32 protein-coding genes are annotated in these 24,184 nt (G+C 66.4%); 27 read left to right on the plus strand and 5 right to left on the minus strand.

Translation table 11 applies throughout. The features are described from left to right. Nucleotides 1-1,217, minus strand: a 1,217-nt coding sequence (locus ACXDF8_RS25955) for a cytochrome P450 (RefSeq protein ID WP_457226130.1), incomplete at its 3' end; no start/stop codon positions are given. 139 nt (nt 1,218-1,356) lie between these two features. Here ACXDF8_RS25955 and ACXDF8_RS25960 point away from each other — a divergent pair. Then, nucleotides 1,357-2,976 carry a carboxylesterase/lipase family protein gene (locus ACXDF8_RS25960; protein ID WP_457226131.1) on the plus strand — a complete coding sequence of 540 codons (1,620 nt, stop codon included), beginning with the start codon at nt 1,357-1,359 and terminating at the stop codon, nt 2,974-2,976. Here the strand turns inward: ACXDF8_RS25960 and ACXDF8_RS25965 are convergent. The 3 genes from ACXDF8_RS25965 to ACXDF8_RS25975 form a co-directional block, all read right to left on the minus strand. Then, complete coding sequence (locus ACXDF8_RS25965; protein WP_457226132.1) at nt 2,973-3,584, minus strand: TetR family transcriptional regulator; 612 nt, start codon at nt 3,582-3,584, stop codon at nt 2,973-2,975. The two genes, ACXDF8_RS25960 and ACXDF8_RS25965, sit on opposite strands and share 4 nt — an antisense overlap. After that, entirely contained in the window at nt 3,581-3,814 is a 234-nt protein-coding gene (locus ACXDF8_RS25970) for an SDR family NAD(P)-dependent oxidoreductase (protein WP_457226154.1), read from the minus strand. Before ACXDF8_RS25970 ends, ACXDF8_RS25965 begins: the two co-directional genes overlap by 4 nt. Nucleotides 3,815-3,883: 69 nt before the next feature. Then, entirely contained in the window at nt 3,884-4,945 is a 1,062-nt protein-coding gene (locus ACXDF8_RS25975; protein WP_457226133.1) for an NAD(P)H-dependent amine dehydrogenase family protein, read from the minus strand. Between the two features lie 125 nt (nt 4,946-5,070). Between ACXDF8_RS25975 and ACXDF8_RS25980 the strand changes: the two genes are divergently transcribed. The 26 genes from ACXDF8_RS25980 to rplO all read left to right on the plus strand — a co-directional run bounded on the left by ACXDF8_RS25980 (nt 5,071) and on the right by rplO (nt 22,344). After that, nucleotides 5,071-5,769 carry a hypothetical protein gene (locus ACXDF8_RS25980; protein WP_457226134.1) on the plus strand — a complete coding sequence of 233 codons (699 nt, stop codon included), beginning with the start codon at nt 5,071-5,073 and terminating at the stop codon, nt 5,767-5,769. Between the two features lie 486 nt (nt 5,770-6,255). Then, nucleotides 6,256-6,561, plus strand: a complete 306-nt coding sequence (gene rpsJ, locus ACXDF8_RS25985; RefSeq protein ID WP_003883485.1) for a 30S ribosomal protein S10 — start codon at nt 6,256-6,258, stop codon at nt 6,559-6,561. 19 nt (nt 6,562-6,580) lie between these two features. Further along, nucleotides 6,581-7,234 (plus strand): 50S ribosomal protein L3, encoded by a 654-nt coding sequence (rplC, locus tag ACXDF8_RS25990; protein WP_457226135.1) that lies wholly within the window; start codon nt 6,581-6,583, stop codon nt 7,232-7,234. After that, on the plus strand, nt 7,231-7,887 hold the full coding sequence (rplD, locus tag ACXDF8_RS25995) for a 50S ribosomal protein L4 (protein WP_457226136.1): 657 nt from the start codon (nt 7,231-7,233) through the stop codon (nt 7,885-7,887). The genes rplC and rplD overlap by 4 nt, the downstream gene beginning before the upstream one ends. Further along, nucleotides 7,887-8,189: a 50S ribosomal protein L23 gene (gene rplW, locus ACXDF8_RS26000; RefSeq protein ID WP_457226137.1), complete on the plus strand. Its 303-nt coding sequence runs from the start codon at nt 7,887-7,889 to the stop codon at nt 8,187-8,189. The genes rplD and rplW overlap by 1 nt, the downstream gene beginning before the upstream one ends. A 39-nt stretch (nt 8,190-8,228) precedes the next feature. Beyond that, the gene (rplB, locus tag ACXDF8_RS26005; RefSeq protein ID WP_078018032.1) at nt 8,229-9,065 is read left to right on the plus strand and encodes a 50S ribosomal protein L2; all 837 of its coding nucleotides are present in this window, start codon (nt 8,229-8,231) and stop codon (nt 9,063-9,065) included. Nucleotides 9,066-9,080: 15 nt separating this feature from the next. Continuing rightward, a complete protein-coding gene (rpsS, locus tag ACXDF8_RS26010) occupies nt 9,081-9,362 on the plus strand; it encodes a 30S ribosomal protein S19 (protein ID WP_003892827.1) in 282 nt (93 codons plus the stop codon). Next, nucleotides 9,362-9,832 (plus strand): 50S ribosomal protein L22, encoded by a 471-nt coding sequence (gene rplV, locus ACXDF8_RS26015; protein WP_457226138.1) that lies wholly within the window; start codon nt 9,362-9,364, stop codon nt 9,830-9,832. Before rpsS ends, rplV begins: the two co-directional genes overlap by 1 nt. Then, a complete protein-coding gene (gene rpsC, locus ACXDF8_RS26020) occupies nt 9,832-10,677 on the plus strand; it encodes a 30S ribosomal protein S3 (protein WP_457226139.1) in 846 nt (281 codons plus the stop codon). The genes rplV and rpsC overlap by 1 nt, the downstream gene beginning before the upstream one ends. Before the next feature lie 4 nt (nt 10,678-10,681). Next, on the plus strand, nt 10,682-11,098 hold the full coding sequence (gene rplP / locus ACXDF8_RS26025) for a 50S ribosomal protein L16 (protein ID WP_078018035.1): 417 nt from the start codon (nt 10,682-10,684) through the stop codon (nt 11,096-11,098). Then, nucleotides 11,098-11,331 (plus strand): 50S ribosomal protein L29, encoded by a 234-nt coding sequence (gene rpmC / locus ACXDF8_RS26030; RefSeq protein WP_457226140.1) that lies wholly within the window; start codon nt 11,098-11,100, stop codon nt 11,329-11,331. Before rplP ends, rpmC begins: the two co-directional genes overlap by 1 nt. After that, a complete protein-coding gene (rpsQ, locus tag ACXDF8_RS26035; protein ID WP_457226141.1) occupies nt 11,331-11,639 on the plus strand; it encodes a 30S ribosomal protein S17 in 309 nt (102 codons plus the stop codon). Before rpmC ends, rpsQ begins: the two co-directional genes overlap by 1 nt. Nucleotides 11,640-11,804: 165 nt before the next feature. Further along, entirely contained in the window at nt 11,805-13,766 is a 1,962-nt protein-coding gene (locus ACXDF8_RS26040; protein WP_457226142.1) for a cellulose biosynthesis cyclic di-GMP-binding regulatory protein BcsB, read from the plus strand. Nucleotides 13,767-13,854: 88 nt separating this feature from the next. After that, nucleotides 13,855-16,206, plus strand: coding sequence for a sulfatase-like hydrolase/transferase (locus ACXDF8_RS26045; RefSeq protein WP_457226143.1), 2,352 nt, complete (start codon nt 13,855-13,857; stop codon nt 16,204-16,206). 21 nt (nt 16,207-16,227) lie between these two features. Next, nucleotides 16,228-16,956 carry a hypothetical protein gene (locus ACXDF8_RS26050; RefSeq protein ID WP_457226144.1) on the plus strand — a complete coding sequence of 243 codons (729 nt, stop codon included), beginning with the start codon at nt 16,228-16,230 and terminating at the stop codon, nt 16,954-16,956. A gap of 4 nt (nt 16,957-16,960) precedes the next feature. Then, a complete protein-coding gene (locus tag ACXDF8_RS26055; protein WP_457226145.1) occupies nt 16,961-17,848 on the plus strand; it encodes a formylglycine-generating enzyme family protein in 888 nt (295 codons plus the stop codon). A gap of 236 nt (nt 17,849-18,084) precedes the next feature. Next, nucleotides 18,085-18,453, plus strand: coding sequence for a 50S ribosomal protein L14 (rplN, locus tag ACXDF8_RS26060; RefSeq protein ID WP_014814254.1), 369 nt, complete (start codon nt 18,085-18,087; stop codon nt 18,451-18,453). After that, nucleotides 18,454-18,771 (plus strand): 50S ribosomal protein L24, encoded by a 318-nt coding sequence (gene rplX / locus ACXDF8_RS26065; protein WP_457226146.1) that lies wholly within the window; start codon nt 18,454-18,456, stop codon nt 18,769-18,771. A 2-nt stretch (nt 18,772-18,773) separates the two neighbouring features. Continuing rightward, nucleotides 18,774-19,337: a 50S ribosomal protein L5 gene (gene rplE, locus ACXDF8_RS26070; protein WP_457226147.1), complete on the plus strand. Its 564-nt coding sequence runs from the start codon at nt 18,774-18,776 to the stop codon at nt 19,335-19,337. A 4-nt stretch (nt 19,338-19,341) separates the two neighbouring features. After that, the gene (locus ACXDF8_RS26075; RefSeq protein WP_047329118.1) at nt 19,342-19,527 is read left to right on the plus strand and encodes a type Z 30S ribosomal protein S14; all 186 of its coding nucleotides are present in this window, start codon (nt 19,342-19,344) and stop codon (nt 19,525-19,527) included. Nucleotides 19,528-19,611: 84 nt separating this feature from the next. Beyond that, nucleotides 19,612-20,010 (plus strand): 30S ribosomal protein S8, encoded by a 399-nt coding sequence (rpsH, locus tag ACXDF8_RS26080; RefSeq protein WP_457226148.1) that lies wholly within the window; start codon nt 19,612-19,614, stop codon nt 20,008-20,010. A 13-nt stretch (nt 20,011-20,023) separates the two neighbouring features. Beyond that, on the plus strand, nt 20,024-20,563 hold the full coding sequence (gene rplF / locus ACXDF8_RS26085; RefSeq protein WP_457226149.1) for a 50S ribosomal protein L6: 540 nt from the start codon (nt 20,024-20,026) through the stop codon (nt 20,561-20,563). Between the two features lie 3 nt (nt 20,564-20,566). Further along, on the plus strand, nt 20,567-20,974 hold the full coding sequence (gene rplR / locus ACXDF8_RS26090; protein ID WP_457226150.1) for a 50S ribosomal protein L18: 408 nt from the start codon (nt 20,567-20,569) through the stop codon (nt 20,972-20,974). 28 nt (nt 20,975-21,002) lie between these two features. Continuing rightward, nucleotides 21,003-21,719, plus strand: coding sequence for a 30S ribosomal protein S5 (gene rpsE, locus ACXDF8_RS26095; RefSeq protein ID WP_457226151.1), 717 nt, complete (start codon nt 21,003-21,005; stop codon nt 21,717-21,719). A gap of 2 nt (nt 21,720-21,721) precedes the next feature. Next, on the plus strand, nt 21,722-21,904 hold the full coding sequence (gene rpmD / locus ACXDF8_RS26100; protein WP_457226152.1) for a 50S ribosomal protein L30: 183 nt from the start codon (nt 21,722-21,724) through the stop codon (nt 21,902-21,904). Then, entirely contained in the window at nt 21,901-22,344 is a 444-nt protein-coding gene (gene rplO / locus ACXDF8_RS26105) for a 50S ribosomal protein L15 (RefSeq protein WP_457226153.1), read from the plus strand. Before rpmD ends, rplO begins: the two co-directional genes overlap by 4 nt. Before the next feature lie 223 nt (nt 22,345-22,567). Here the strand turns inward: rplO and ACXDF8_RS26110 are convergent, their stop codons facing one another. Beyond that, nucleotides 22,568-24,115, minus strand: a complete 1,548-nt coding sequence (locus tag ACXDF8_RS26110; RefSeq protein WP_457222064.1) for an IS1182 family transposase — start codon at nt 24,113-24,115, stop codon at nt 22,568-22,570. Between the last annotated feature and the right edge of the window lie 69 nt (nt 24,116-24,184).

Consider the following 24,184-nt stretch of genomic DNA (forward strand, 5'->3'; position numbering starts at 1 on the left):
AGGCCTCCGACGAAGGTGGTGGCCATCAGTTGCGGGTCGCCGGTGAGTTCGATCGACGTGATCCGCGGGACCAGCTCGGTGAAGAAGCTGTGCATCTCCATGCGCGCGAGCGCTGCACCGAGGCAGAAGTGCACCCCGTAGCCGAATGACAGGTGCTTGTTGGGGTCACGGCCCACGTCGAAACGCATCGGATCGTCGAACACGTCCTCGTCGCGGTTGGCCGAAACGTAGGACAGCAGTACCGATTCGCCCTTGGCGATCGGCACGCCGCGGACCTCGGTGTCGGCCTGAGCGGTGCGCATGAACTCCTTGACGGGCACCACGCAGCGGATCATCTCTTCGACGGCGGTGCCCATCAGGCTCATGTCGTTCTGCAACCGCGCCAGCTCACCGGGATTGCGCAGCAGCTCCAGCAGTCCGCCGGCGATGCCGGCGCTGGTGGTGTCGTGTCCGGCGCTGGCCACGATCACGTAGTAGGAGGCGGTGTCCATATCCGACAGCGGCGCACCGTCGATGGTCGCGTTGGCGATCGCCGAAGCCAGGTCCTCGGTGGGTGTTTCGCGGCGAGACGCGGTCAACGCGGCGAAGTAGTTGAAGAAGTCGAGCAACACCGCGAGCATGTCCTCGGTGGTGTTGCCGCGCTGGAATTCGCTGTCCTCGCCGCCGAACATCTCCTGGGTCAGCTTGAGCATGCGGGGGAAGTCCGACTCAGGCAGACCCAGCAGCGACAGGATCACATACAGCGGGTAGTTGACCGCGATCTCCTGGGCGAAGTCCAGCTCCGGGCCGCGTTCGACCATCTGGTCGACGTACATCTTCGCCAGCTCGTCGCACCGGGTTTTCAAGGCGCGCATGGCTTTCGGGCGGAACCAGTCGGCGCCGATCTTGCGTAAGTCGCGATGGTGCGGATCGTCGATGTGGATCAGGGTGCTCAGACCGATCCCCGCTTCGCGGTCGGCAAGCAGCTTCGCGTCGAGCTCCGTCTCCATGAGCAACGGGCGGGGAGCGTTGGTGAACAGGTCATTCTGCCGCTCGATGGCCATCACGTCGGCGTGCTTGGTGACCGCCCAGAACGGGCGAAATCCCGCGACTTCCACCCAGGACACCGGAGCATGGGCGCGCAGATGAGCCAGCGCCTTGTACAGCCGGTTCTCGTCGGTGTAAGCCAGCGGATCGGCCAGCACCCGTGCCGCGTCGTCCATGATCCGTGTGGTCATCGGGTCTCCTCGCTCGGTCCAAACCGGAAATTTGACAGGTGTCAGGTTCTGAGTGTGGACCATGCGTGTGCCTGGGATGGCGGTTTCGGACAATTGGCTGGTCATGATTCGTTCGAGTGTCCGCGTAGGCTCGGACGTTGTGCCGCACCGAACGAATGGCCGCTGGTTCCGGCGCGGGCTGGGGGTAACGCTGGGCCTGCTGCTGTTGGTCGGCTGCACCCGCAGCGGCGGTCAGACCAGGGCCGTTGCGACCGTTGAGCCGGGACCGGCGGTGGTGACGACGGCCGCCGGCGCTGTCCGCGGAGTCGTCGCACCCGGCTACCGGGTTTTCGACGGCATCCCGTACGCTGCCGCTCCAGTCGGTGCGTTGCGCTGGCAGCCGCCGCAGCCGGTTGCGCCGTGGCCGGGGGTGCGCGACGCGACCAAACCGGGATTGCGGTGTCCGCAGGACACCCGTATCGACCCCGACTACGGTCGTCCCACTGGTGAGGACTGCCTCAACCTCAACGTCTGGTCGCCGCAGGGCGCCACCCCGTCGAACCGGCTGCCGGTCATGGTCTGGATCCACGGTGGCGGATTCCTCAACGGCAGTGCGGACATCTACGACGCCCGCTGGCTTGCCACCCAGGGCAACATCGTCGTCGTCACCGTCAACTATCGACTCGGCACGCTCGGGTTCCTGGCACACGGGGCGTTGAGCCCGGACGGCGAGATCGGCAATTACGGGCTGGCCGACCAGCAGGCCGCGCTGCGGTGGGTCCGCGACAACGTGGCCGAATTCGGCGGTGACCCAACGAAAGTGACCATCGCCGGCGAATCCGCCGGTGCGATGTCGGTTTGCGATCATCTCGTCGCGCCGGAATCGGCAGGCCTGTTCCGGGCCGCGATCCTGCAGAGCGGCCCCTGCCAGGCTCAAGCCGACCGCGCCACGGCACTGAGGGTCAGCGTCGACTACGCGGCCAGCGTCGGCTGCGCCGATCCCGCGACCGTCGCGGCCTGCCTGCGTGCGCTGCCCGCCGCCCGACTGGAGCGACCGCCGCTCTACGTGGGCTTCGGACCCGACAAGCTGACCGGTCCGGTCACCGGAACCGGCCGACTGCCGGCCGACCCGATGACGGCGTTCGCCGAGCATCGCGCGCCGCGGGTCCCGGTGCTTGTCGGCAGCAACGGCGACGAGTTCGCGATGTTCACCGCCATCAAATGGCTCAAGGGCCACGGGTTGCCGCCCTACCCGGAGCTGCTGGCGGACACCTTCGGTGCCGATGCCGCCGAGGTGGCCCGGCACTATCCGATCGAGTTGTTCGCCGGTAACACCGGCGCCGCATATTCGGCGGCGGTCACCGACGGCGTATTCGCCTGTCCGACAGACCGAATTGCCACCGGCCTGGCCCGCACCGGCCCGGTGTACGGCTACGAGTTCAACGACCGCACCGCCCCCGCCCCCGACCCGCTACGTGAGGCGCCGTTCCCGATCGGCGCCAGCCATTCGCTGGAGTTGCGTTATCTGTTCGACGTCGGCGGCGCACCGCCGCTGAATCCGGCGCAGCGCGAACTGTCCGACAAGATGGTGGCCTACTGGTCTGAGTTCGTGAAGAACGGTGCGCCGGACGCTCCGGGGGAACCGGAGTGGCCGCAGCTGGACACCGATCCCTCCGGCGGGGCGCGGATGTCCCTACAGACCGGGAAGCTGTCGATCACCACCGACTTCGGCGCCCGGCATCAGTGCCCGTTCTGGGCGTCGCTGAAGGGCGCTCGCTAGGCACCCCAGCGAGGATGAGCGACGACTGCCAGTGCCTCTGCCACATCCGCCGCCAGCGGACTGCGCCGCGACTCGCCGCTGCGAACCCAGCGTTGGAACGCGAAATCGGCTGCCGCGAGGGATAACTGGACCAACAGCCCCGGCCTGCTGTCTTGCCAGGGGTCGGCGCCCATACGCGCCGCGACCAGGTCGACCAGCTGGCCGCGGTCGGCGGTGGACAGCAGAGTCGCGCGGTCGAGAAGTTCAGGTGCGGTCAGGATCGCCGCCCGCCAGCTCTCCAGGTCGATGTCGTCGAATGTCTCCACCCGGCTGACGATTGCCGCGGCCAGCGCCGCATCCGATGGCTCGTCAGGGGGGCGGCGCGCCAGCAGCGAAGCGATCGCGGCGTTGCCCCGCGCGACGGCCCCGAGCAGCAGCTCCTCCTTGGCGGCGACGTGACGAAAGAACGTCCGGGGCGACACCGACGCCGCTGCCGCGATGTCGTCGGTGGTCACATTGGCGAATCCCCGGGCGGCGAACAGACGGTAGGCGGCAGCGTGGATGTCGGCACGCACCTGGGCGCGCTGCCGATCACGCAACGTGGGGAGTCCGGTGGGAGGCACGCTCACCGGAAGGTGCCCATACCGCCGTCGACATTGGACCCCGCATAGGCGTCGAACGACTCCTGGCCGTCGGTGCCGCTGCCCGATCCGAAGTTCACCACCGACGCGCCGCCGGCCGCCGTGAGGATCGGATAGGCGGCCTGCATGAGGAACAGCGTGGCGCGCGCTCCGGTGTCGAAGACGAGGTCGAAGTCTGCCATGGTGATCTCACGCAACGGCGTGCCAGTAGGACGCATCAATCCGGGATGCCATGGTGCAACCCCTTCAAAGAGTGTGTGGTACAAGGTAATTCGACGAAATCGCTCCTAATCCGCAAAGTCGGGAGCGGCGCGTCCGGCGATCAATTGCAGGTCCAGGTAGGTCTTGATGCCCGGCGGTGCGGCGCACACGTAGGGGATTGCGCTCACGCAATGGTTGGCCGTGGCCACCACCCCGGGATTGCGTTCAAGGCCTTCGGCCACGGTCTCCGGTTGTAGCCCCTTGAAGGTCAGCGACACCGTCGGGTCGCCGGTGACTTCCACCTCGAACCGCTCGCCCTGCTCGCCCAACGTCCATGGCGGATCCAGCTCCACCTCGCACATCAGCCAGTTCACCGCGGCGGTGACGACGGGCTGGTCATCGACGATCGCCTCCCACCGGAACCGGCGGGCGGCGACGGCGCCGGCCGGCATGGGCACGACGAGTTCGTCGCTTCCGGTGACCGCGACGGCAACCTCCTGGGTGGAGCGGATCCGCGGCTCGGCGCGGAAGCCCAGCTGGTCGGCGACCATTCGTACGCTCTGCTTGAATCCGGCTTCGAGCAGCGCGGCGATCGGACCGCTCATCGCCTGCTCGGGAGTCAGGCCGAAACCCATCACCTCACGCACAACCAGTGGCGCGTTATAGGTGCGGATGTCGGAGAACTCTTCGGCCCGCACGTGGGTGATCGCCGACGTCAGCGAGGACACCATCAACGGGAACCGCTCGGTGATACCGCCGGGGTGGATACCCGAGCCGTGCAGCGTCGCGTTGCCGATCGCGCAGGCGTCCGCGATGGCCTGTACGGCGGGATTTTCCGGGTCCGGATACACCCAGCCGACCGGAGTCACCACGTTCTTGCCAGACCGCAGGATCTTCATCACCACCTGGTCGTCGGGCAGCAGCGGGGAGTACATGACGCAGTCGGCGTCGAGCGCGAGCAGCTCGTCGATGTCGGTGCTGGCGGCGACTCCGATGGGGTCTTGGCCGATCAACTCGCCGACATCGCGGCCGTCCTTGTCGGGGCTGTGCACCCAGCAGCCGACGAGGTCGAGTTCGGGGTGGCGCAGAACGCCCTGGATTGCCGCCTTGCCGACGCCGCCGGTGGCCCACTGGATGACGCGATACATGTCGGCAGCGTATGCCGATCTGGCAGTTACTGTCATCAATCGTCGGCACTCAATGGTCCGACTCGGCCACGACAGCCTCGCGGAGACGTATCTTTGTGCCCTGCATCACATCGTGGGGGGCTGAGATGACCAATGTTCACTGGGCGCGTAGCGGCGGGGGAGCCGGCATCGTCTACGTTCTCGGGGTCGCCGCCGCGGCAGCCCTGACCGAACGACCTCCAGGCTCGGGGGCCAGCAACCGCGACGTCCAGGCGTTCTTCATCGACCACAGTGCAGCGGTGGTGGCGCAGGCCTGGCTGTATGCCTTGGCGACCGTCCTGATCGTCTGGTTCGCGTTGGTCGTGCGGCGCGTGCTGTTCGCGGGGCCGAGTGGGCGTCACCTGGGGGATCTCTTCTTCGTGGGCACTGTCGCTGTCGCCGCACTGTCGTTCGTCGCGATGTCGATCAGAATCGTCGCGGCGCGCGCGGCCGAGCAGTTGTCGCCATCCGCGGTGCGCGGGGTCGGCGCCGACTTCAGCCTGGTGATGCTGGCGCTCTGCGGCTTCCTCGTCGCCGCCGCGGCCATCTCATATGCGGCGGCGGTCCTCGCCGACGGCATGCTGCCCCGGTGGACCGGCTGGCTGGCTGCCCTCGCTGCCGTCGTCAATCTGGCCGGCACGCTCAGCGTCTTCGTTCCCAGCGGGCCGTTCTCTGTCGAGGGGGGTCTCACCACCTGGTTGCCGGTCTCCTGCACGGCGGCGTGGTACCTCGGTGTCGCGGTCTCGCTACTGAGGTCGGGGGGACACCACGCGGCCCCGGCGGTCGCCCGGTCGGGCACCGACTGAGACGGTCGAGGGGCGCTCCGATGCCTGCGCTGAACGGCGCGTGGGAGGACGCGTGGGAGGACGCGTGGGAGGATGTGGACCAGGCCCGACACTGATTCAGCCGGTGCTGCCGCCGGATTTGGCTGGTGCCTCGGCCGAATTTGGCTGGTGCCTAGGCCGAATTTGGCTGGTGCCTCGATCTGAGGCATACTGTTCGGGTTGCCCTGAGCCGGTTTCGCTCCCCATCGGGAAGCGTGTCGCCCAGGGCATACGACCGGCGCCCAAACGGGCGCGTCCGGTCCCAACCTCGGAGTGCGACGGTTTTTACCGCGCCTTCAAGGCTGCGAGAAGGCGACACGCCCGACCGCGGGGGCCGGAGCACCAGGACAGGTAAAGAGCGGCGGCAACAGCCAGCGCTGAATGTCGGCCCACGGGCCGCACATAGCAGCGCATGACCACCGTGTCCCCCTCCGTGGGGGACCAAGCAGGAATGAAGGTAGGAGAAGCGTGGCGGGACAAAAGATCCGCATCAGGCTCAAGGCCTACGACCACGAGGCCATCGATGCCTCGGCGCGCAAGATCGTCGAGACGGTCACCCGTACCGGTGCGAGCGTGGTTGGTCCGGTGCCGCTGCCGACGGAAAAGAACGTGTACTGCGTCATCCGCTCACCGCACAAGTACAAAGATTCGCGGGAGCACTTCGAGATGCGCACACACAAGCGACTCATCGACATCCTCGACCCGACGCCGAAGACCGTTGACGCCCTCATGCGCATCGATCTGCCGGCCAGCGTCGACGTGAACATCCAGTAGTAGGGGAGTCGACGAACTTATGGCACGCAAAGGAATCCTGGGCACCAAGCTGGGCATGACCCAGGTGTTCGACGAGAACAACCGCGTTGTTCCCGTCACGGTCGTCAAGGCCGGCCCCAACGTGGTCACCCGCATCCGTACACCCGAGCGCGACGGCTACAGCGCGGTACAGCTGGCCTACGGCGAAATCAGCCCGCGCAAGGTGAACAAGCCGGTCACCGGTCAGTACGCGGCCGCCGGGGTCAATCCCCGTCGGCACCTCGCCGAGCTGCGTCTCGACGACGAGGCCGCGGCCGCCGAGTACGAGGTCGGCCAGGAGCTGACGGCGGACATCTTCGCCGACGGCGCCTACGTCGACGTGACCGGCACGAGCAAGGGCAAGGGCTTCGCCGGCACCATGAAGCGCCACGGTTTCCGTGGCCAGGGCGCCAGCCACGGCGCGCAGGCGGTGCACCGCCGGCCAGGTTCGATCGGTGGCTGCGCCACTCCGGGCCGGGTCTTCAAAGGCACGCGGATGTCGGGCCGCATGGGCAGTGACCGCGTCACCACACAGAACCTGGTGGTGCACAAGGTCGATGCCGAGAACGGCGTCCTGCTGATCAAAGGCGCGGTCCCCGGTCGTACCGGCGGACTCGTCGTGGTTCGCACGGCAGTCAAACGAGGTGAGAAGTGACTCTGAAGATTGACGTTCGCACTCCGGACGGTAAGAAGGACGGCACCGTCGAGTTGCCTGCCGAGTTGTTCGACGTCGAGCCGAACATCGCGTTGATGCACCAGGTGGTGATTGCGCAGCTGGCCGCCAAGCGCCAGGGCACGCACTCCACCAAGACCCGCGGTGAGGTCGCCGGCGGTGGCAAGAAGCCGTACCGGCAGAAGGGCACCGGTCGCGCCCGCCAGGGCTCGATCCGCGCCCCGCAGTTCACCGGTGGTGGCGTTGTCCACGGCCCGCAGCCGCGCGACTACAGCCAGCGGACCCCGAAGAAGATGATCGCCGCCGCACTGCGCAGCGCGCTGTCGGATCGGGCCCGCAACGAGCGGATTCACGCGGTCACCGAATTGCTCAGCGGTCAGACTCCCTCGACCAAGAGCGCCAAGGCGTTCCTGGCGACGCTGACCGAGAACAAGAAGGTGTTGGTCGTCATCGGCCGCAGCGACGAGGTCGGCGCCAAGAGCGTGCGCAACCTTCCCGGTGTGCACGTGATCTCGCCGGATCAGCTCAACACCTACGACGTGCTCAACGCCGATGATCTGGTCTTCAGCGTGGAGGCCCTGGATGCCTACATCAGCGCCAACACCAAGACTGACGAAAAGACGGAGGTGGCCTGATGGCAAATGTGACTGACCCCCGCGACATCATCCTGGCTCCGGTCATCTCCGAGAAGTCGTACGGACTGATCGAGGACAACGTCTACACGTTCATCGTCCGCCCGGACTCGAACAAGACGCAGATCAAGATCGCGATCGAGAAGATCTTCTCGGTGAAGGTCGACTCGGTGAACACTGCGAACCGGCAGGGCAAGCGCAAGCGCACCCGCACCGGATTCGGCAAGCGCAAGAGCACCAAGCGCGCGATCGTGACCCTGGCCCCCGGCAGCAAGCCGATCGAAATCTTCGGAGCCTCCGCCTAACTGGCGGGGACGACTGTAGACAGAACTCAGGAATAGACAATGGGAATTCGCAAGTACAAGCCGACGACCCCCGGTCGCCGCGGTGCCAGCGTCTCCGATTTCGCCGAGATCACTCGCTCGACTCCGGAGAAGTCGCTGATCCGTCCGCTGCACAGTACCGGCGGACGTAACGCGCACGGCCGAATCACCACCCGGCACAAGGGCGGCGGCCACAAGCGCGCCTACCGGGTGATCGATTTCCGGCGCAATGACAAGGACGGCGTCAACGCCAAGGTCGCTCATATCGAGTACGACCCGAACCGCACCGCGAACATCGCGCTGCTGCACTTCCTGGACGGCGAGAAGCGCTACATCATTGCGCCGCAGGGTCTTTCGCAGGGCGACGTCGTGGAGTCGGGCGCCAACGCCGACATCAAGCCCGGTAACAACCTGCCGCTGCGCAACATCCCGGCCGGCACCGTGATCCACGCTGTCGAGCTTCGTCCGGGCGGCGGCGCCAAGCTGGCCCGCTCGGCCGGCTCGAGCATTCAGTTGCTGGGCAAGGAAGGCGCTTACGCCTCCCTGCGTATGCCCTCGGGTGAGATCCGCCGTGTCGACGTGCGCTGCCGCGCCACCGTCGGCGAGGTCGGCAACGCCGAGCAGGCGAACATCAACTGGGGCAAGGCCGGCCGTATGCGGTGGAAGGGCAAGCGCCCGACCGTCCGTGGTGTGGTGATGAACCCGGTCGACCACCCGCACGGTGGTGGCGAGGGCAAGACCTCCGGTGGACGCCACCCGGTCAGCCCGTGGGGCAAGCCCGAGGGCCGTACCCGCAAGCCCAACAAGCAGAGCGACAAGCTCATCGTCCGTCGCCGGCGCACCGGCAAGAAGCGCTAGGCAGGGGAGTAGAAGATGCCACGCAGCCTGAAGAAGGGTCCGTTCGTCGACGACCATCTGCTCAAGAAGGTCGACGTCCAGAACGAGAAGAACACCAAGCAGGTCATCAAGACCTGGTCGCGTCGTTCGACCATCATTCCTGACTTCATCGGCCACACCTTCGCCGTCCACGACGGTCGCAAGCACGTGCCGGTGTTCGTCACCGAGGCCATGGTCGGCCACAAGCTGGGCGAGTTCGCCCCGACGCGCACGTTCAAGGGTCACATCAAGGACGACCGGAAGAGCAAGAGGCGGTAATGACTACGACGACTGAGTATCCGTCGGCGACCGCCAAGGCGCGCTTCGTGCGCGTCTCGGCCAGCAAGGCGCGCCGGGTCATCGACCTGGTGCGCGGCAAGTCGGTCGAAGAGGCGCTCGACATCCTGCGCTGGGCACCCCAGTCGGCCAGCGAGCCGGTCGCCAAGGTGATCGCCAGTGCTGCCGCCAACGCGCAGAACAACAACGGGTTGGACCCGGCGACCCTGGTGGTCGCTACGGTCTACGCCGACGAGGGCCCCACCGCCAAGCGCATCCGGCCCCGCGCACAGGGCCGCGCCTACCGGATCCGCAAGCGGACCAGCCACATCACCGTGATCGTGGAGAGCCGTCCCAGCAAGAAGGACGCGGGCCGGTCGGCCAGCGCCGCACGTGCCCGCCGCGCGCAGGGCAGCAAGGCCGCCACCAAGAAGACGGCACCTGCCGCACAGACGAAGGAGGGCTCGGAGTAGTGGGCCAGAAAATCAATCCCCACGGCTTCCGGCTCGGTATCACCACCGACTGGAAGTCCCGGTGGTACGCCGACAAGCAGTACGCGGACTACGTCAAGGAAGACGTGGCGATCCGCCGGCTGCTGGCCACCGGTCTCGAGCGCGCCGGCATCGCCGACGTCGAGATCGAGCGCACCCGTGACCGGGTTCGCGTTGACATCCACACCGCGCGTCCGGGCATCGTCATCGGACGCCGCGGCACCGAGGCCGACCGTATTCGCGCCGACCTGGAGAAGCTGACCGGCAAGCAGGTTCAGCTCAACATCCTCGAGGTGAAGAACCCCGAGAGCCAGGCGCAGTTGGTCGCCCAGGGTGTCGCCGAGCAGTTGAGCAACCGTGTGGCATTCCGCCGCGCGATGCGCAAGGCCATCCAGTCGGCCATGCGGCAGCCCAACGTCAAGGGCATCCGCGTGCAGTGCTCGGGCCGCCTCGGCGGCGCCGAGATGAGCCGCTCGGAGTTCTACCGCGAAGGCCGCGTGCCGCTGCACACCCTGCGCGCCGACATCGACTACGGCCTGTACGAGGCCAAGACGACGTTCGGCCGGATCGGCGTCAAGGTGTGGATCTACAAGGGCGACATCGTCGGTGGTAAGCGTGAGCTGTCCGCCGCCGCACCTGCCGCCGACCGCCCGCGCCGTGAGCGTCCGTCGGGCACCCGCCCGCGCCGCAGCGGTGCCTCGGGCACCACCGCGACGAGCACTGAGGCCGGCCGCGCCGCCACCGAGGAAACCGCAGAGTCTGCGGTCCCGGTGACGGCGGAGGCTCCGGTTGTCGAGTCGCCCGCCGCTGAGACGACGGAGAACTGAAACCATGTTGATTCCCCGCAAGGTCAAGCACCGCAAGCAACACCACCCCAAGCAGCGTGGTATCGCCAGCGGCGGCACGTCAGTGACCTTCGGTGACTACGGCATCCAGGCACTGGAGCACGCCTACGTCACCAACCGGCAGATCGAGTCCGCTCGTATCGCCATCAACCGGCACATCAAGCGTGGCGGCAAGGTGTGGATCAACATCTTCCCGGACCGCCCGCTGACCAAGAAGCCCGCCGAGACCCGCATGGGTTCCGGTAAGGGTTCACCGGAGTGGTGGGTGTCCAATGTCAAACCGGGCCGGGTGCTGTTCGAGCTGAGCTACCCCGACGAGAAGATCGCCAGGGAAGCCCTGACCCGCGCAATCCACAAGCTGCCGATCAAGGCACGCATCGTGACCAGAGAGGAGCAGTTCTGATGGCAGTGGGCGTCAGCGCCGGCGAACTGCGTGAGCTCAGCGACGACGAGTTGACCGACCGCCTGCGCGAGTCGAAGGAAGAGCTGTTCAACCTGCGCTTCCAGATGGCAACCGGACAGCTGGACAACAATCGCCGGCTTCGCACCGTGCGTGGGGAGATCGCGCGCATCTACACGGTGCTTCGTGAACGTGAACTGGGTCTGGCCTCCGGACCCACTGGTGAGGAATCGTGATGGCAGAGACTAATTCTGGGGCCAAAGGCCCGCAGTACACCCCCGCGACCGAGAAGCCGCGTGGCCGTCGCAAGACCGCCATCGGTTACGTGGTCAGCGACAAGATGGAGAAGACCATCGTCGTCGAGATCGAGTCGCGCGCGCAGCACCCCAAGTACGGCAAGATCATCCGTACCACCAAGAAGGTGAAGGCGCACGACGAGGACGGCGTCGCCGGCGTCGGCGACCGCGTCTCGCTCATGGAGACCCGTCCGCTGTCGGCCACCAAGCGGTGGCGCCTGGTGGATGTCCTCGAGAAGGCCAAGTAACTTCAAGCATTACCGACCTACCGCCGGCTTTGTCCGGCGGTAGGTTTTTAATTACGGTGGCGTTGATTTTGAGTTCGGTGATGTCAGGAGATCGATCTGCCTACGATTCGTGCGGTGAGATGGTCAGCAAAGCTTCGGGTGTGCGCTCTTACGGCCGTAATCGCGATGGTCTTGCTGACTTCGCCGAGTGCGTTCGCCGATCCTGATCCCGTCCCGGGGGGCGGGGCACTCCTCGATTCCCCGACGTTGTCGCTGTCCGATCTGGGTGCGGAGAAAGTCCTGTCGTTCTATGGCAGCCCCAGCTCGACGACCGTGTCGTTCCCCGTTCCCGTGGGTCTGATGCCGTCCGCTCTGAATCTCACCCTCAACCTGCCGTTCAATGTCCGCTCTGGTCTGCTCACCGTGATGCAGGGCGACCGCCTCGTGGGCAAGCAGGCCCTGCCGCTGGCAGATCTTTCGCCGGTGACGGTGCCGCTGAGCGGAATCGAGGTCGCCGACAACGTCGCGACGATCACGTTGACCATGACGTCGGCTCCGGAAGACGGCTACTGCCTGGATCGCTTCAACCCGATCGAACTGATCAACGGATCGGTCACCTTCACCGGGACCGAGATCGCCCCCACCACCGTCGCAGACTTCCTTCCGCCGATCGTGCGGGCGCTGACGATCGGCCTGCCGGCCAATCCCACCCAGTCAGAGTCCGACGCGACGATCCAGCTCGCTGCGGCGCTGGTCAAGCGATATGGGAACCAGGGGCCCGCCGTGACGGTGGTTCCGCTTCCCGACGGGGCGACGACCCTTGACCAGCCCGCCGCACCGCTCGAACGTCAGATCCTCGTCAAAGAAGGCCCGGACGAGGCAATCTCGCTGTTGGGTACCGAAGGCGTTCCGCAGCTGCTGATCTCGGGACCCGCCGACAAACTCGCCGATGAGACGCGCCTGCTGGGCGATGGCGCACTCGGCTTGGCGCTGACCGCCCGGGTGGTCCCGGACAAGCTCAGTTCGGGCCGTCGCGTCCAGCTTCCGGGCGACGTCACGACCGTCGCGCAGCTGGGCCAGACCAACCTGACCTCGAGCGGGGTTTCGCCGCAGGTAAGGATCGGGTTCGATCAGACGCGACTCGGCCACCCGGTCCAGGGCGTTCGGGTGCACCTCATAGGTACCTATACGCCACTGCCCAGCAGCTTCGGTGCCCAGATCCGCGCGACGGTCAACGGTGAGGACGTCGATTCCTGGGCCGCCGACCCGGCCGGCGTCCTCGATCGCTGGATCGACGTGCCGGATCGGCTGCTGACCCGTTACACCGATCTGCAGGTTGCGGTGAACACCACCGGCAGCGTCGGCGGATGCAACGATTACCAGCCGATCATGCTGACTATCGACGGCACCAGCGTGGTGCAGACCAGCGTTGCGGTGCCGCCGATACCGCCCGGACTGGGAGCACTGCCGCAAGCGCTGATGCCCGCTATGCAGGTCGGTTTGGGAACGGACAAGTTCAACGACACCGTGCGCGCCGCGCAGATCATCGTCGGACTGCAGCGGATCAGCGCGTTGCCATTGCGGACCACCGTGACCTCGATCGACCAGGCGCGGGCCAGCCAGGATCCGGCTTTGCTGATCAGTGCCGACGGATGGACCGACAAATCCATCACCCTGCCGGTGAGCGCCGACGAGCGACGCATCATCGTCGATGATCAGGGGCAGGGCGGGGACCAGACCATCCTGACGCTCGATCCCGGCATCCAGTTCGGGTCACTGCAGACGGTGTTCGACGGGCACCGCTCCCTGCTCATCGCCACCTCCAACGGTGCGCCGGCGGAGCTCGACCGACTCCTGCAGTGGCTCAACGCGGACCGCTCGCGGTGGCCCCAGCTACGGGGCGCCGCGATCATCGCGGTCGCGGGCCGGGATCCGCAGTTGGTGGCCGGGCGCACCCCGGCGGGGGTCTACGGCCCCGCCGTGCCGGCGCCGAACGCTACCGAGGCCACACCGGTCGGGTATCGCTACGATCCGGCCTGGTGGGCCGCTGCGGGTGTGGTCGGCATCGCCGCCGCCTTCGCCGCGGCGATCGCCATCAGCGCTCGGCGCGCACACCGCACCGGGGCGACCCATCGGCGCGGCGAGTGAGACCGGGGGGCCGCAGTGCCGGACCGGCACAGCTGATTCCTATGTATCGCAGGTAGTGTCCGGGCGACTCGAGCATAAGGGGAAGCACATGGCGACGGAGTTCAAGGGCAAGATCGAACTCGACATCCGCGATTCCGAGCCCGATTGGGGTCCCTTCGCAGCGCCGGCTGCGCCCGACAATGCGCCCAATGTGCTCTACCTGGTGTGGGACGACATCGGCATCGCCACATGGGACTGCTTCGGCGGGCTGGTCGCCATGCCGGCGATGAGCCGGATCGCCGAGCGCGGGGTGCGGTTGTCGCAATTCCACACCACCGCGTTGTGTTCCCCGACCCGGGCCTCGCTGCTGACCGGTCGCAACGCCACGACGGTGGGTATGGCGACGGTCGAGGAATTCACCGAGGGTTTCCCCGGCATCAACGGCCGGATCCCCGACGACACCGCCCTGATTTCGGAGGTGCTGGCCGAACGTGGCTACAACACCTACTGCGTGGGCAAGTGGCACCTGACTCCGCTCGAGGAGTCCAACCTGGCCGCCACGCGGCGGCACTGGCCGCTGGCGCGCGGCTTCGAAAGGTTCTACGGATTCATGGGCGGCGAGACCGACCAGTGGTATCCGGAACTGGTCTACGACGGTCATCCCGTCGAGCCGCCGGCCACTCCCGAGGAGGGTTATCACCTCTCGAAGGACCTGGCGGACAAGACAATCGAATTCATCCGTGATTCGACGATGATCGCTCCCGACAAGCCGTGGTTCACCTACCTGTGTCCGGGCGCCGGACATGCCCCGCACCACATCTTCAAGGAGTGGGCGGACCGCTACGCGGGAACGTTCGACATGGGCTACGAGCGCTACCGCGAGATCGTGCTGGAAAACCAGAAGAGGCTCGGGATCGTTCCGCCCGACACCGAACTGTCCGAGATCAATCCCTACAGCGATGTGACCGGACCCAACGGCGAGCCGTGGCCGGAGCAGGACACCGTGCGACCGTGGGACTCGTTGACCGACGAGGAGAAGCGACTGTTCGCTCGGATGGCGGAGGTGTTCGCCGGGTTCTTGTCCTACACCGACGCCCAGATCGGGCGCATCCTGGACTATCTCGAGGATTCCGGACAGCTCGACAACACCATCATTGTGGTGATCTGCGACAACGGCGCCAGCGGTGAAGGTGGCCCCAACGGTTCGGTCAACGAGGCCAAGTTCTTCAACGGCTACATCGACACCGTCGAGGAAAGTATGCGGTTCTTCGACGAACTGGGGGGCCCGAGCACCTACAACCATTACCCCATCGGGTGGGCGATGGCGTTCAACACTCCCTACAAGCTCTACAAGCGGTACGCCTCCCACGAGGGCGGCATCGCCGACAGCGCAATTGTGTCCTGGCCCAAGGGAATCGCCGCACACGGCGACATCCGCGACAACTACGTCAACGTCGCCGACATCACCCCGACGGTCTACGACCTGCTCGGCATCGACGTCCCGGAGACGGTGAAGGGCATCACCCAGAAGCCGCTGGATGGCGTGAGTTTCAAAGCAGCCCTTGCAGATCCGAGCGCGGACACGGGCAAGGAGACCCAGTTCTACACCATGCTGGGCACCAGGGGTATCTGGCACAAGGGCTGGTTCGCCAGCGCCGTACACCCGGCCGCACCATCGGGCTGGTCGCATTTCGACCAGGATCGCTGGGAGCTCTACCACCTCGACAAAGACCGCAGCCAGTGCCACGACCTGGCCGGCGAGCATCCCGAGCGGCTCGCCGAACTGCAGGCACTGTGGTTCTCGGAGGCCGAAAAGTACAACGGACTGCCGCTTGCCGATCTCAACGTCTTCGAGATGGTCACTCGGCCGCGTCCCTCGCTGGCCGGTGATCGACCGCGCTACATCTATTACCCGCACACCGCCCCAGTTGCGATGGGTGCCTGCGTGAACATCGCCGGCCGGTCGTTCTCGGTTCTGGCCGAGGTGAGCATCGACGGCCCGGACGCCGAGGGCGTACTGCTCAAGCAGGGGGCCGGCCACGGTGGGTATGTGCTGTTCCTCGCCGACGGGCGCCTGCAGTTCGTCTACAACTTCTTTGGCGAGGAGGAGCAGCGGGTGATCGCACCCGACCCGGTGCCGACCGGTAAACATGTCCTCGGTGTCGGCTACGCGCGCACGGGCGTCGTCGAGGGAAGCCACACGCCGGTGGGCGACGCCACCCTCTACGTCGACGGCACCGCCGTCGCCACGCTCGCGAACGTCAAGGCGCATCCTTTCACCTTCGGACTGGCCGGTGGCGGGGTCAGCGTGGGGCGCAATCTGGGTCAGCCGGTGTCGACGGCCTTCCGTGCACCATTCGACTTCCGCGGCGGCACGATCGACCGGGTGATCGTCGACGTTTCCGGTGCGCCCTATACCGACGCCGAGCGCGAACTCGCGGCGGCCTTCGCCAGGGACTGAGCGCCACGTCATACTGGTGCAGTGACAAGGCTGGTATGGACCGCCGCGGCGGCCGCCGTTCTGGCCGTCTGCGGTGTTGCCGGCTGTTCGCGAAGCGACGACGGAACGCCGGTTCGTTCCGAGTCATCGACCTCGACAAGTGCGGGCTCCTCGGCGCCGGCACACACCACTGCCGGGACCTCACCCAAACCCTCATCGGGGTCGACCGATACCCCCGAGTCCGCACAGCCGGGCGTCCTGGAGACCACCCGTGAAGCCGTTCCGCCCAACGCCCTCGCCTGCTTTCGGGAGGTCTCCGGGCAGACGGCGGTGGCTACTGTCGCCGATCCGGCCGCCCCACGGATCACCATTTCGGTTCCACCGGGTTGGTCGGTGAGTCCGGGCAGCGGTGACGTCGGCGTGCTGCTGGCGGGTCCAGACGACATGGTCGCCCAGGTCACCATCGCGGCCACCTCGATGGACCCGGCCGCAGCCTTCACCCGGTATGCCGACGACGTGATGGCGCGATATCCGATCAGCACGCTGAGCCTGCTGCCCGGCGACTTCTGCGGCTACAGCGGTCAGAGGCTGATGGGCACCTGGGCGCAGGATCCCGACCAGTCGCTGCAGTACCAGGATCGAATCGCGCACATCTGGACCAACACCAAGGACTATCTGGTCGCCGTTCACGTGGAGGCACCGTCGGGAACACCCGGCTTCGACGCCGCGGCCGATGTGCTGACCGGCGAGTTCAGCATCGTCTTACCCTGAAGCCATGCTCACCGAGCTCGTTGAGGTTGCCGGCGGCGCGTTCCGAATGGGTTCGACCAGCTTCTACCCGGAAGAGGCGCCGATCCACACGGCCACCGTCGCAGCCTTCGCGATCGAGCGGCACCCGGTCACCAACGCGCAATTCGGCGACTTCGTCGAGGCCACCGGCTATCTCACCGTCGCCGAGCAACCCCTCGATCCGGCGCTGTATCCCGGGGTGGCTGAGGCCGACCTGTTGCCGGGTTCGCTGATCTTCCGGCCGACGACAGGACCCGTCGACCTGCGGGACTGGCGGCAGTGGTGGGACTGGTCGCCCGGCGCCAGCTGGCGCCGGCCTTTCGGTCCGGGCAGCAGCATCGCCGACAAGCCGGATCACCCGGTGGTGCAGGTGGCCTATCCCGACGCGCTCGCCTATGCGCAGTGGGCGGGGCGCCGCCTTCCGACCGAAGCCGAATGGGAGTACGCCGCCCGGGCGGGCAGCACCGCCACCTATGCCTGGGGAGATGAACCCACCGTCGGCGGTGTCCTGATGGCCAACACCTGGCAGGGTCGGTTTCCCTACCGCAACGACGGTGCGCTGGGCTGGGCGGGCACCTCCCCGGTGGGCACCTTCGCCCCCAACGGGTTCGGCCTGGTCGACATGATCGGCAACGTCTGGGAGTGGACGACGACACCGTTCGCGGCGCATCACGTGATCACGGGGGAGCCGCAGAACTCGTGCTGCCCGCCGCCGACTGGCCCGGATCCATCGGTGAGCCAGACGCTCAAGGGCGGTTCGCATCTGTGCGCGCCGGAGTACTGCCACCGATACCGGCCGGCCGCTCGCTCGCCGCAGTCCCAGGACAGCTCCACCACTCACATCGGTTTCCGCTGCGTGGCCGACGTCGGTTGAGCCGAGCCTCTCGTCGTCGAGACTCCGGGGCCAGGGCCGTGATCAGCGCGGATTTGGAGCTTTGCAGCTCGTCACCTAGTATTTAGGGGTTGCCTAGGGCAGACCTCGGCCGTCCGGACTCGTCCAATGTCGGCCCCGCGTGCTTTTGGGTGACAAAGACCGCGCACGACAGTCTCCAGTTTGGACTGTTTCAAGGGATTTTGTCGTGCAAACAGTTACCAGATCTAGGAGATCTAGTGATTCAGCAGGAATCGCGGCTCAAGGTCGCCGACAACACGGGCGCCAAGGAGATCTTGTGCATCCGTGTGCTGGGTGGCTCGTCGCGGCGCTACGCCGGCATCGGTGATGTCATCGTGGCGACCGTCAAGGACGCCATCCCCGGTGGCAACGTCAAGCGTGGTGACGTGGTCAAGGCCGTGGTCGTGCGCACTGTCAAGGAACGTCGCCGCGCTGATGGCAGCTACATCAAGTTCGACGAGAACGCCGCGGTCATCATCAAGAACGACAACGATCCGCGCGGAACCCGCATCTTCGGCCCGGTCGGGCGCGAGCTGCGCGAGAAGCGCTTCATGAAGATCGTCTCGCTGGCCCCGGAGGTTTTGTAAATGAAGGTCCACAAGGGCGACACCGTTCTGGTCATCGCCGGTAAGGACAAAGGCGCCAAGGGCAAGGTCCTGCAGGCCTACCCGGCCCGTAACCGGGTGCTCGTCGAGGGCGTCAACCGCATCAAGAAGCACACCGCGCAGTCGGCCAACGAGCGTGGCGCGTCATCGGGCGGCATCGTCACCCAGGAGGCACCGATCCACGTCTCCAACGTGATGGTCGTCGACTCCGACGGCACGCCGACCCGCATCGGCTACCGCACCGACGAGGAGTCCGGCAAGCGGGTCCGCACTTCCAAGCGCAATGGCAAGGACATCTGAGCATGACAACCGTGGAGAAGGTTCAGCCTCGGCTGAAGGCGCGCTACCGCGAAGAAATCAAGGACGCGCTGAACAAAGAGTTCGACTACGCCAACGTGATGCAGATCCCGGGCGTGGTGAAGGTCATCGTGAACATGGGTGTCGGTGACGCCGCCCGCGACGCGAAGCTCATCAACGGCGCGGTCAACGACCTCGCGCTGATCACCGGCCAGAAGCCGGAGATCCGCAAGGCGCGTAAGTCGATCGCCCAGTTCAAGTTGCGCGAGGGCATGCCCATCGGCGCGCGGGTGACCCTGCGTGGCGACCGCATGTGGGAGTTCCTCGACCGGTTGGTCTCCATCGCGCTGCCCCGTATCCGCGACTTCCGCGGCCTGAGCCCGAAGCAGTTCGACGGCCACGGCAACTACACCTTCGGGCTCGCCGAGCAGTCGGTGTTCCACGAGATCGACGTGGATTCGATCGACCGGCCCCGCGGCATGGACATCACTGTCGTCACTTCGGCGACGAACGACGACGAAGGTCGGGCGCTGCTGCGGGCGCTGGGCTTCCCCTTCAAGGAGAACTGAGCAGATGGCAAAGAAGGCACTGGTCAACAAGGCCAACAAGAAGCCTAAGTTCGCCGTGCGGGCCTACACCCGCTGCAACAGGTGCGGTCGTCCGCACGCCGTCTACCGCAAGTTCGGCCTGTGCCGAATCTGCTTGCGCGAGATGGCCCACGCCGGCGAACTGCCCGGTGTGCAGAAGTCCAGCTGGTAACAGACCACTACAGAACAGGTGCGCAGCAGGCCCGGCGGGATTCACCGCAGGGAACCGTTGCGAGGAAGGTAGACAGGCCCAGTCATGACCATGACGGACCCGATCGCAGACTTCTTGACACGTCTGCGCAACGCCAATTCGGCGTATCACGACGAGGTGACCTTGCCGCACTCGAAGATCAAGGCGAACATCGCCGAGATCCTCAAGAGCGAGGGTTACATCAATGACTACCGCACCGAGGATGCCCGGGTCGGTAAGGCGCTGGTGGTCTCGCTCAAGTACGGCCCCAACCGGGAGCGCAGCCTTGCCGGGCTGCGCCGGGTGTCCAAGCCCGGTCTGCGGGTGTACGCGAAATCGACCAATCTCCCGCGGGTCCTCGGTGGCCTGGGCGTGGCGATCATCTCGACATCGTCCGGACTTCTCACCGACCGCCAGGCAGCCCGGCAGGGCGTCGGCGGCGAAGTCCTCGCGTACGTGTGGTGAGGGGATAGCAGACATGTCGCGTATTGGTAAGCAGCCGGTGACGATTCCCGCCGGTGTAGATGTGACGATCGACGGCCAGAACCTGTCGGTCAAGGGCCCCAAGGGCTCGCTGCAGTTGGCGATCGCCGAGCCGATCACCGTGGCGCGCAACGACGATGGCGCCATCGTGGTCAGCCGGCCCGACGACGAGCGGCGCAGCCGTTCGCTGCACGGGCTCTCGCGCACTCTGGTCTCCAACCTGGTGACCGGTGTGACCGAGGGTTACACCACGAAGATGGAGATCTTCGGCGTCGGTTACCGCGTGCAGCTCAAGGGCAACAATCTCGAGTTCGCGCTCGGGTACAGCCATCCCGTGGTCATCGAGGCGCCGGAGGGCATCACCTTCGCGGTGGAGACCCCCACCAAGTTCTCGATCTCGGGTATCGACAAGCAGAAGGTCGGCCAGATCTCGGCCAACATCCGTCGGCTGCGGCGTCCGGACCCGTACAAGGGCAAGGGCGTGCGTTACGAGGGTGAGCAGATCCGCCGCAAGGTCGGAAAGACAGGTAAGTAAGCCATGGCTCAAGCACAGACTGCAGTCACCGATCGCACACCGATCGGTACCAGCGTCTCGGCCGCGCGCCGGGTTTCGCGCCTGCGCCGGCACAACCGGTTGCGCAAGAAGGTCGTCGGCACCGCCGAGCGCCCCCGTCTCGTGGTCAACCGCTCCTCGCGGCACATCCACGTGCAGCTGGTCAACGACGCCAACGGCACCACCGTCGCTGCGGCGTCGTCCATTGAGGCCGATGTCCGCGCCATCGAGGGTGACAAGAAGGCCCGCAGCGTGCGGGTCGGCCAGCTGATCGCCGAGCGTGCCAAGGCCGCTGGCGTGGAGGCTGTCGTATTCGACCGCGGTGGCAACACCTACAGCGGCCGCATCGCGGCGCTGGCCGACGCGGCTCGCGAGAACGGACTCAAATTCTGATGATCATTCGTAACGGAAGGACCGCATGATGGCGGAGCAGACCGCAGCCGGCAGCGCGCCGGATACCGGCGCCCCCTCAGCCGGCACCCGTACCGACGTACAGCGCAGCGGTGGGCGTGGCGACCGCGGCGGACGTGGTGGCCGCGACGATCGTGGTGACCGCGGTGGGCGTGGTGGCCGCGACGGCGGCGAGAAGAGTAACTACCTCGAGCGCGTGGTCACCATCAACCGGGTGTCCAAGGTGGTCAAGGGTGGCCGCCGCTTCAGCTTCACCGCTCTGGTCATCGTCGGCGACGGCAACGGCCTGGTCGGCGTCGGCTACGGCAAGGCCAAAGAGGTGCCCGCCGCGATTGCCAAGGGTGTCGAGGAAGCGCGCAAGAACTTCTTCCGCGTCCCGATGATCGGTTCCACCGTCACCCACCCCGTCCAGGGTGAGGCTGCGGCCGGTGTCGTGATGCTCCGTCCGGCCAGCCCCGGTACCGGTGTCATCGCCGGTGGCGCGTGCCGCGCCGTGCTGGAATGCGCGGGCGTGCACGACGTGCTGGCCAAGTCGCTCGGCAGTGACAACGCGATCAACGTGGTGCATGCCACCGTCGCCGCGCTCAAGCTGCTGCAGCGTCCCGAAGAGGTGGCTGCCCGTCGCGGGCTGCCGATCGAAGATGTCGCGCCGGCGGGAATGCTGCGCGCGCGTCGGGAAAGCGAAGCGCTGGCTGCTGGAGCGGCCGCGCGTGAGGGAAGCGCATAACGATGGCAGAGCTGAAGATCACCCAGGTGCGGGGCACCGTAGGCACTCGCTGGAATCAGCGTGAGAGCCTGCGGACGCTGGGCCTGAAGAAGATTCGTCAGTCGGTGGTCCGCGAGGACACTCCGCAGACCCGCGGACTGATCAAGGTCGTGCACCACCTTGTGGAAGTCGAGGAAGTCCAATGAGCGTCATCAAGCTGCATGACCTGAAGCCGGCCCCGGGGTCTAAGACCGCGAAGACCCGTGTCGGTCGCGGTGAGGGCTCCAAGGGCAAGACTGCCGGTCGTGGCACCAAGGGCACCAAGGCCCGCAAGAACGTGCCGTCCACCTTCGAGGGCGGGCAGATGCCGATCCACATGCGGCTGCCCAAGCTGAAGGGGTTCCGCAACCGGTTCCGCACCGAGTACGCCGTGGTCAACGTCGGCGAGATCGCCAAGGCGTTCCCGAAGGGCGGCACCATCGGTGTCGAGGACCTGGTGGACAAGGGCCTGGTCCGCAAGAACGTGCTGGTCAAGGTTCTCGGTGACGGCAAGTTGACCGCCAAGGTCGACGTGACCGCGCACAAGTTCAGCGGCAGCGCCCGTGAGGCCATCACCGCGGCAGGCGGTTCGGCCACCGAGCTGTAACTCCGCTATCGGATGCAAAGGCTCCCGCACGCTCGGCGTGCGGGAGCCTTTGCATCTGGTGCTCCCTAGGAGCCTGCTGAATTAGGGCGTTTGGGGCGGGGTGCCTCAGAGCGCTCTGTGGCGCGTGTGTTCCCTCAGACCTGAGGGCCGACAATTCGAGGGTCACCCCGCCGTGTCGAGCGTGGCATCTGTGCTGTGTGACGGCAAGACCTGGTGGTCTGTGCTAGGCGATGGCCCAGGTGGTGCCGGTGTGGGTCAGGCCCATCGTGATGAGGCGTCGCAGGTTCAGCGCGGCACTGCGATGGTGGAGCCAGTAGCCGTTCTTCGCGATTCCGCGGTAGCGGAGTTTGCGGTTTCCTCGGGTGAGCCAGGCGATCGAGCGTTCCACCATGGGGCGGTGTTGGCGGTACTCGTCCTGCCACTCGGGTGTGCGGGCGACTGCTCGGGCTGCGCGTAGACGCTGTTCGTGTTCACCGATGGTGAGCTGGCGTCCACGCTTGGCAGTGGTGCATTGCGTTGTCAAAGGGCATGAACGACAGTGCCTCTCGAACTTCACCCCACCCCTGGGTGCGATACCGGCGGTGTGGCCGGCCGGGCAGGTCACGGTGCGGGCATCGAAGTCGATGCTGAAATCGTCGCTGGTGAATCCACCGGGCACCGGCGCGCGCAGCGGCGTCGGTTTGATCACGGCGATGTGCTTGCGTTCGGCCAGTGCGGCGCGGGCGTCGCCGGTGCCGTAGGCCGAATCCCCGAGCACCCGCACTGGAGCGGGTTCGTCGTCGAGCAGGGCCAACCCGACCACGGCTTCGTGGTTGTCGGGGCCGTTGGCCTTGGTCAGGGCGCAGTCGGTGATGATGCCGGTGTCGGGTTCGACCGCGATATGGGCTTTGAAGCCGTCCTGGCGGCGGTGCACCGTCTTGTGAGCGTGGCGGGTGTCAGGATCGACAGTGGAGATGATCCGGTCCGGGGCGACCTGCTGGGCGATGCGCCACTGCCCGTCGGTGCCATCAGAGCCCTCGACGGGTTCGACGTCCTGGCCAGTGATCAGCGCCAACAATGCCACCGCTTCGGCGGCGCGGGGCCCGAGATCCTGCTCGGGGAGGTGACCGAGCAGTCGGTGCGCGTCGCTGACCAGGGCATCAACGAGCTGGTCACGGGCTGACTTGTCGTTCCAGGCGATCGCGGGTTTGCCCGGGTCGTCGTAGTCATGCGCAGTGCACTGGGCCTCGATGACCTGCGCGGCGTCGGGTACGTCGCGGCGGACCCGGCGGATCGCGGCAATCAGCTGCGTGACGGTGTCCTGGGTGGCGACCGCGTCGTCCAGGACGGTGGAATCCAGCGCCCGCCGTGTCTTCTTGGCCAAAACTCCGGTCTCGGTGACGACGGCTTTGACCGCCTCGAAGATCCGGTTCGGGCGCTCTGAGGCCGCCAACCGGCGCCGCCAGTAGGTCAACGTGGTGGAGTGAAACGCCGTCGCGGTGATCGGCATCCCGCAGGCCGCCTTCCACCGCAGATCGAAGGTGACCGCCTCGACGGTCTCGTTATCCGACAGGCCGTGTAGCGCCTGCAAGGTGATCACCGAGGCCATCACCTCGGCTGGAACACTCGGTCGGCCCCGTCGTGACGGAAACAGATCGACGAACATCTCCTCGGGAAACAACTGCGAACGATGCGCCGCCAAGAAAGCAAACATGCTGTCGGACTTCAACAAATGCCCGGCAACCGACTCCGCATCCAACAACTCACGCTGATCATCCGAGCGACCTTGCACCCACCAATTGTCCCCAAAACCCCAGCACAACCGGCCCCGCCACGCGGGATTAATTCAGCAGGCTCCTAG

The sequence above is a fragment of the Mycolicibacterium sp. CBM1 genome (genome assembly GCF_054073305.1).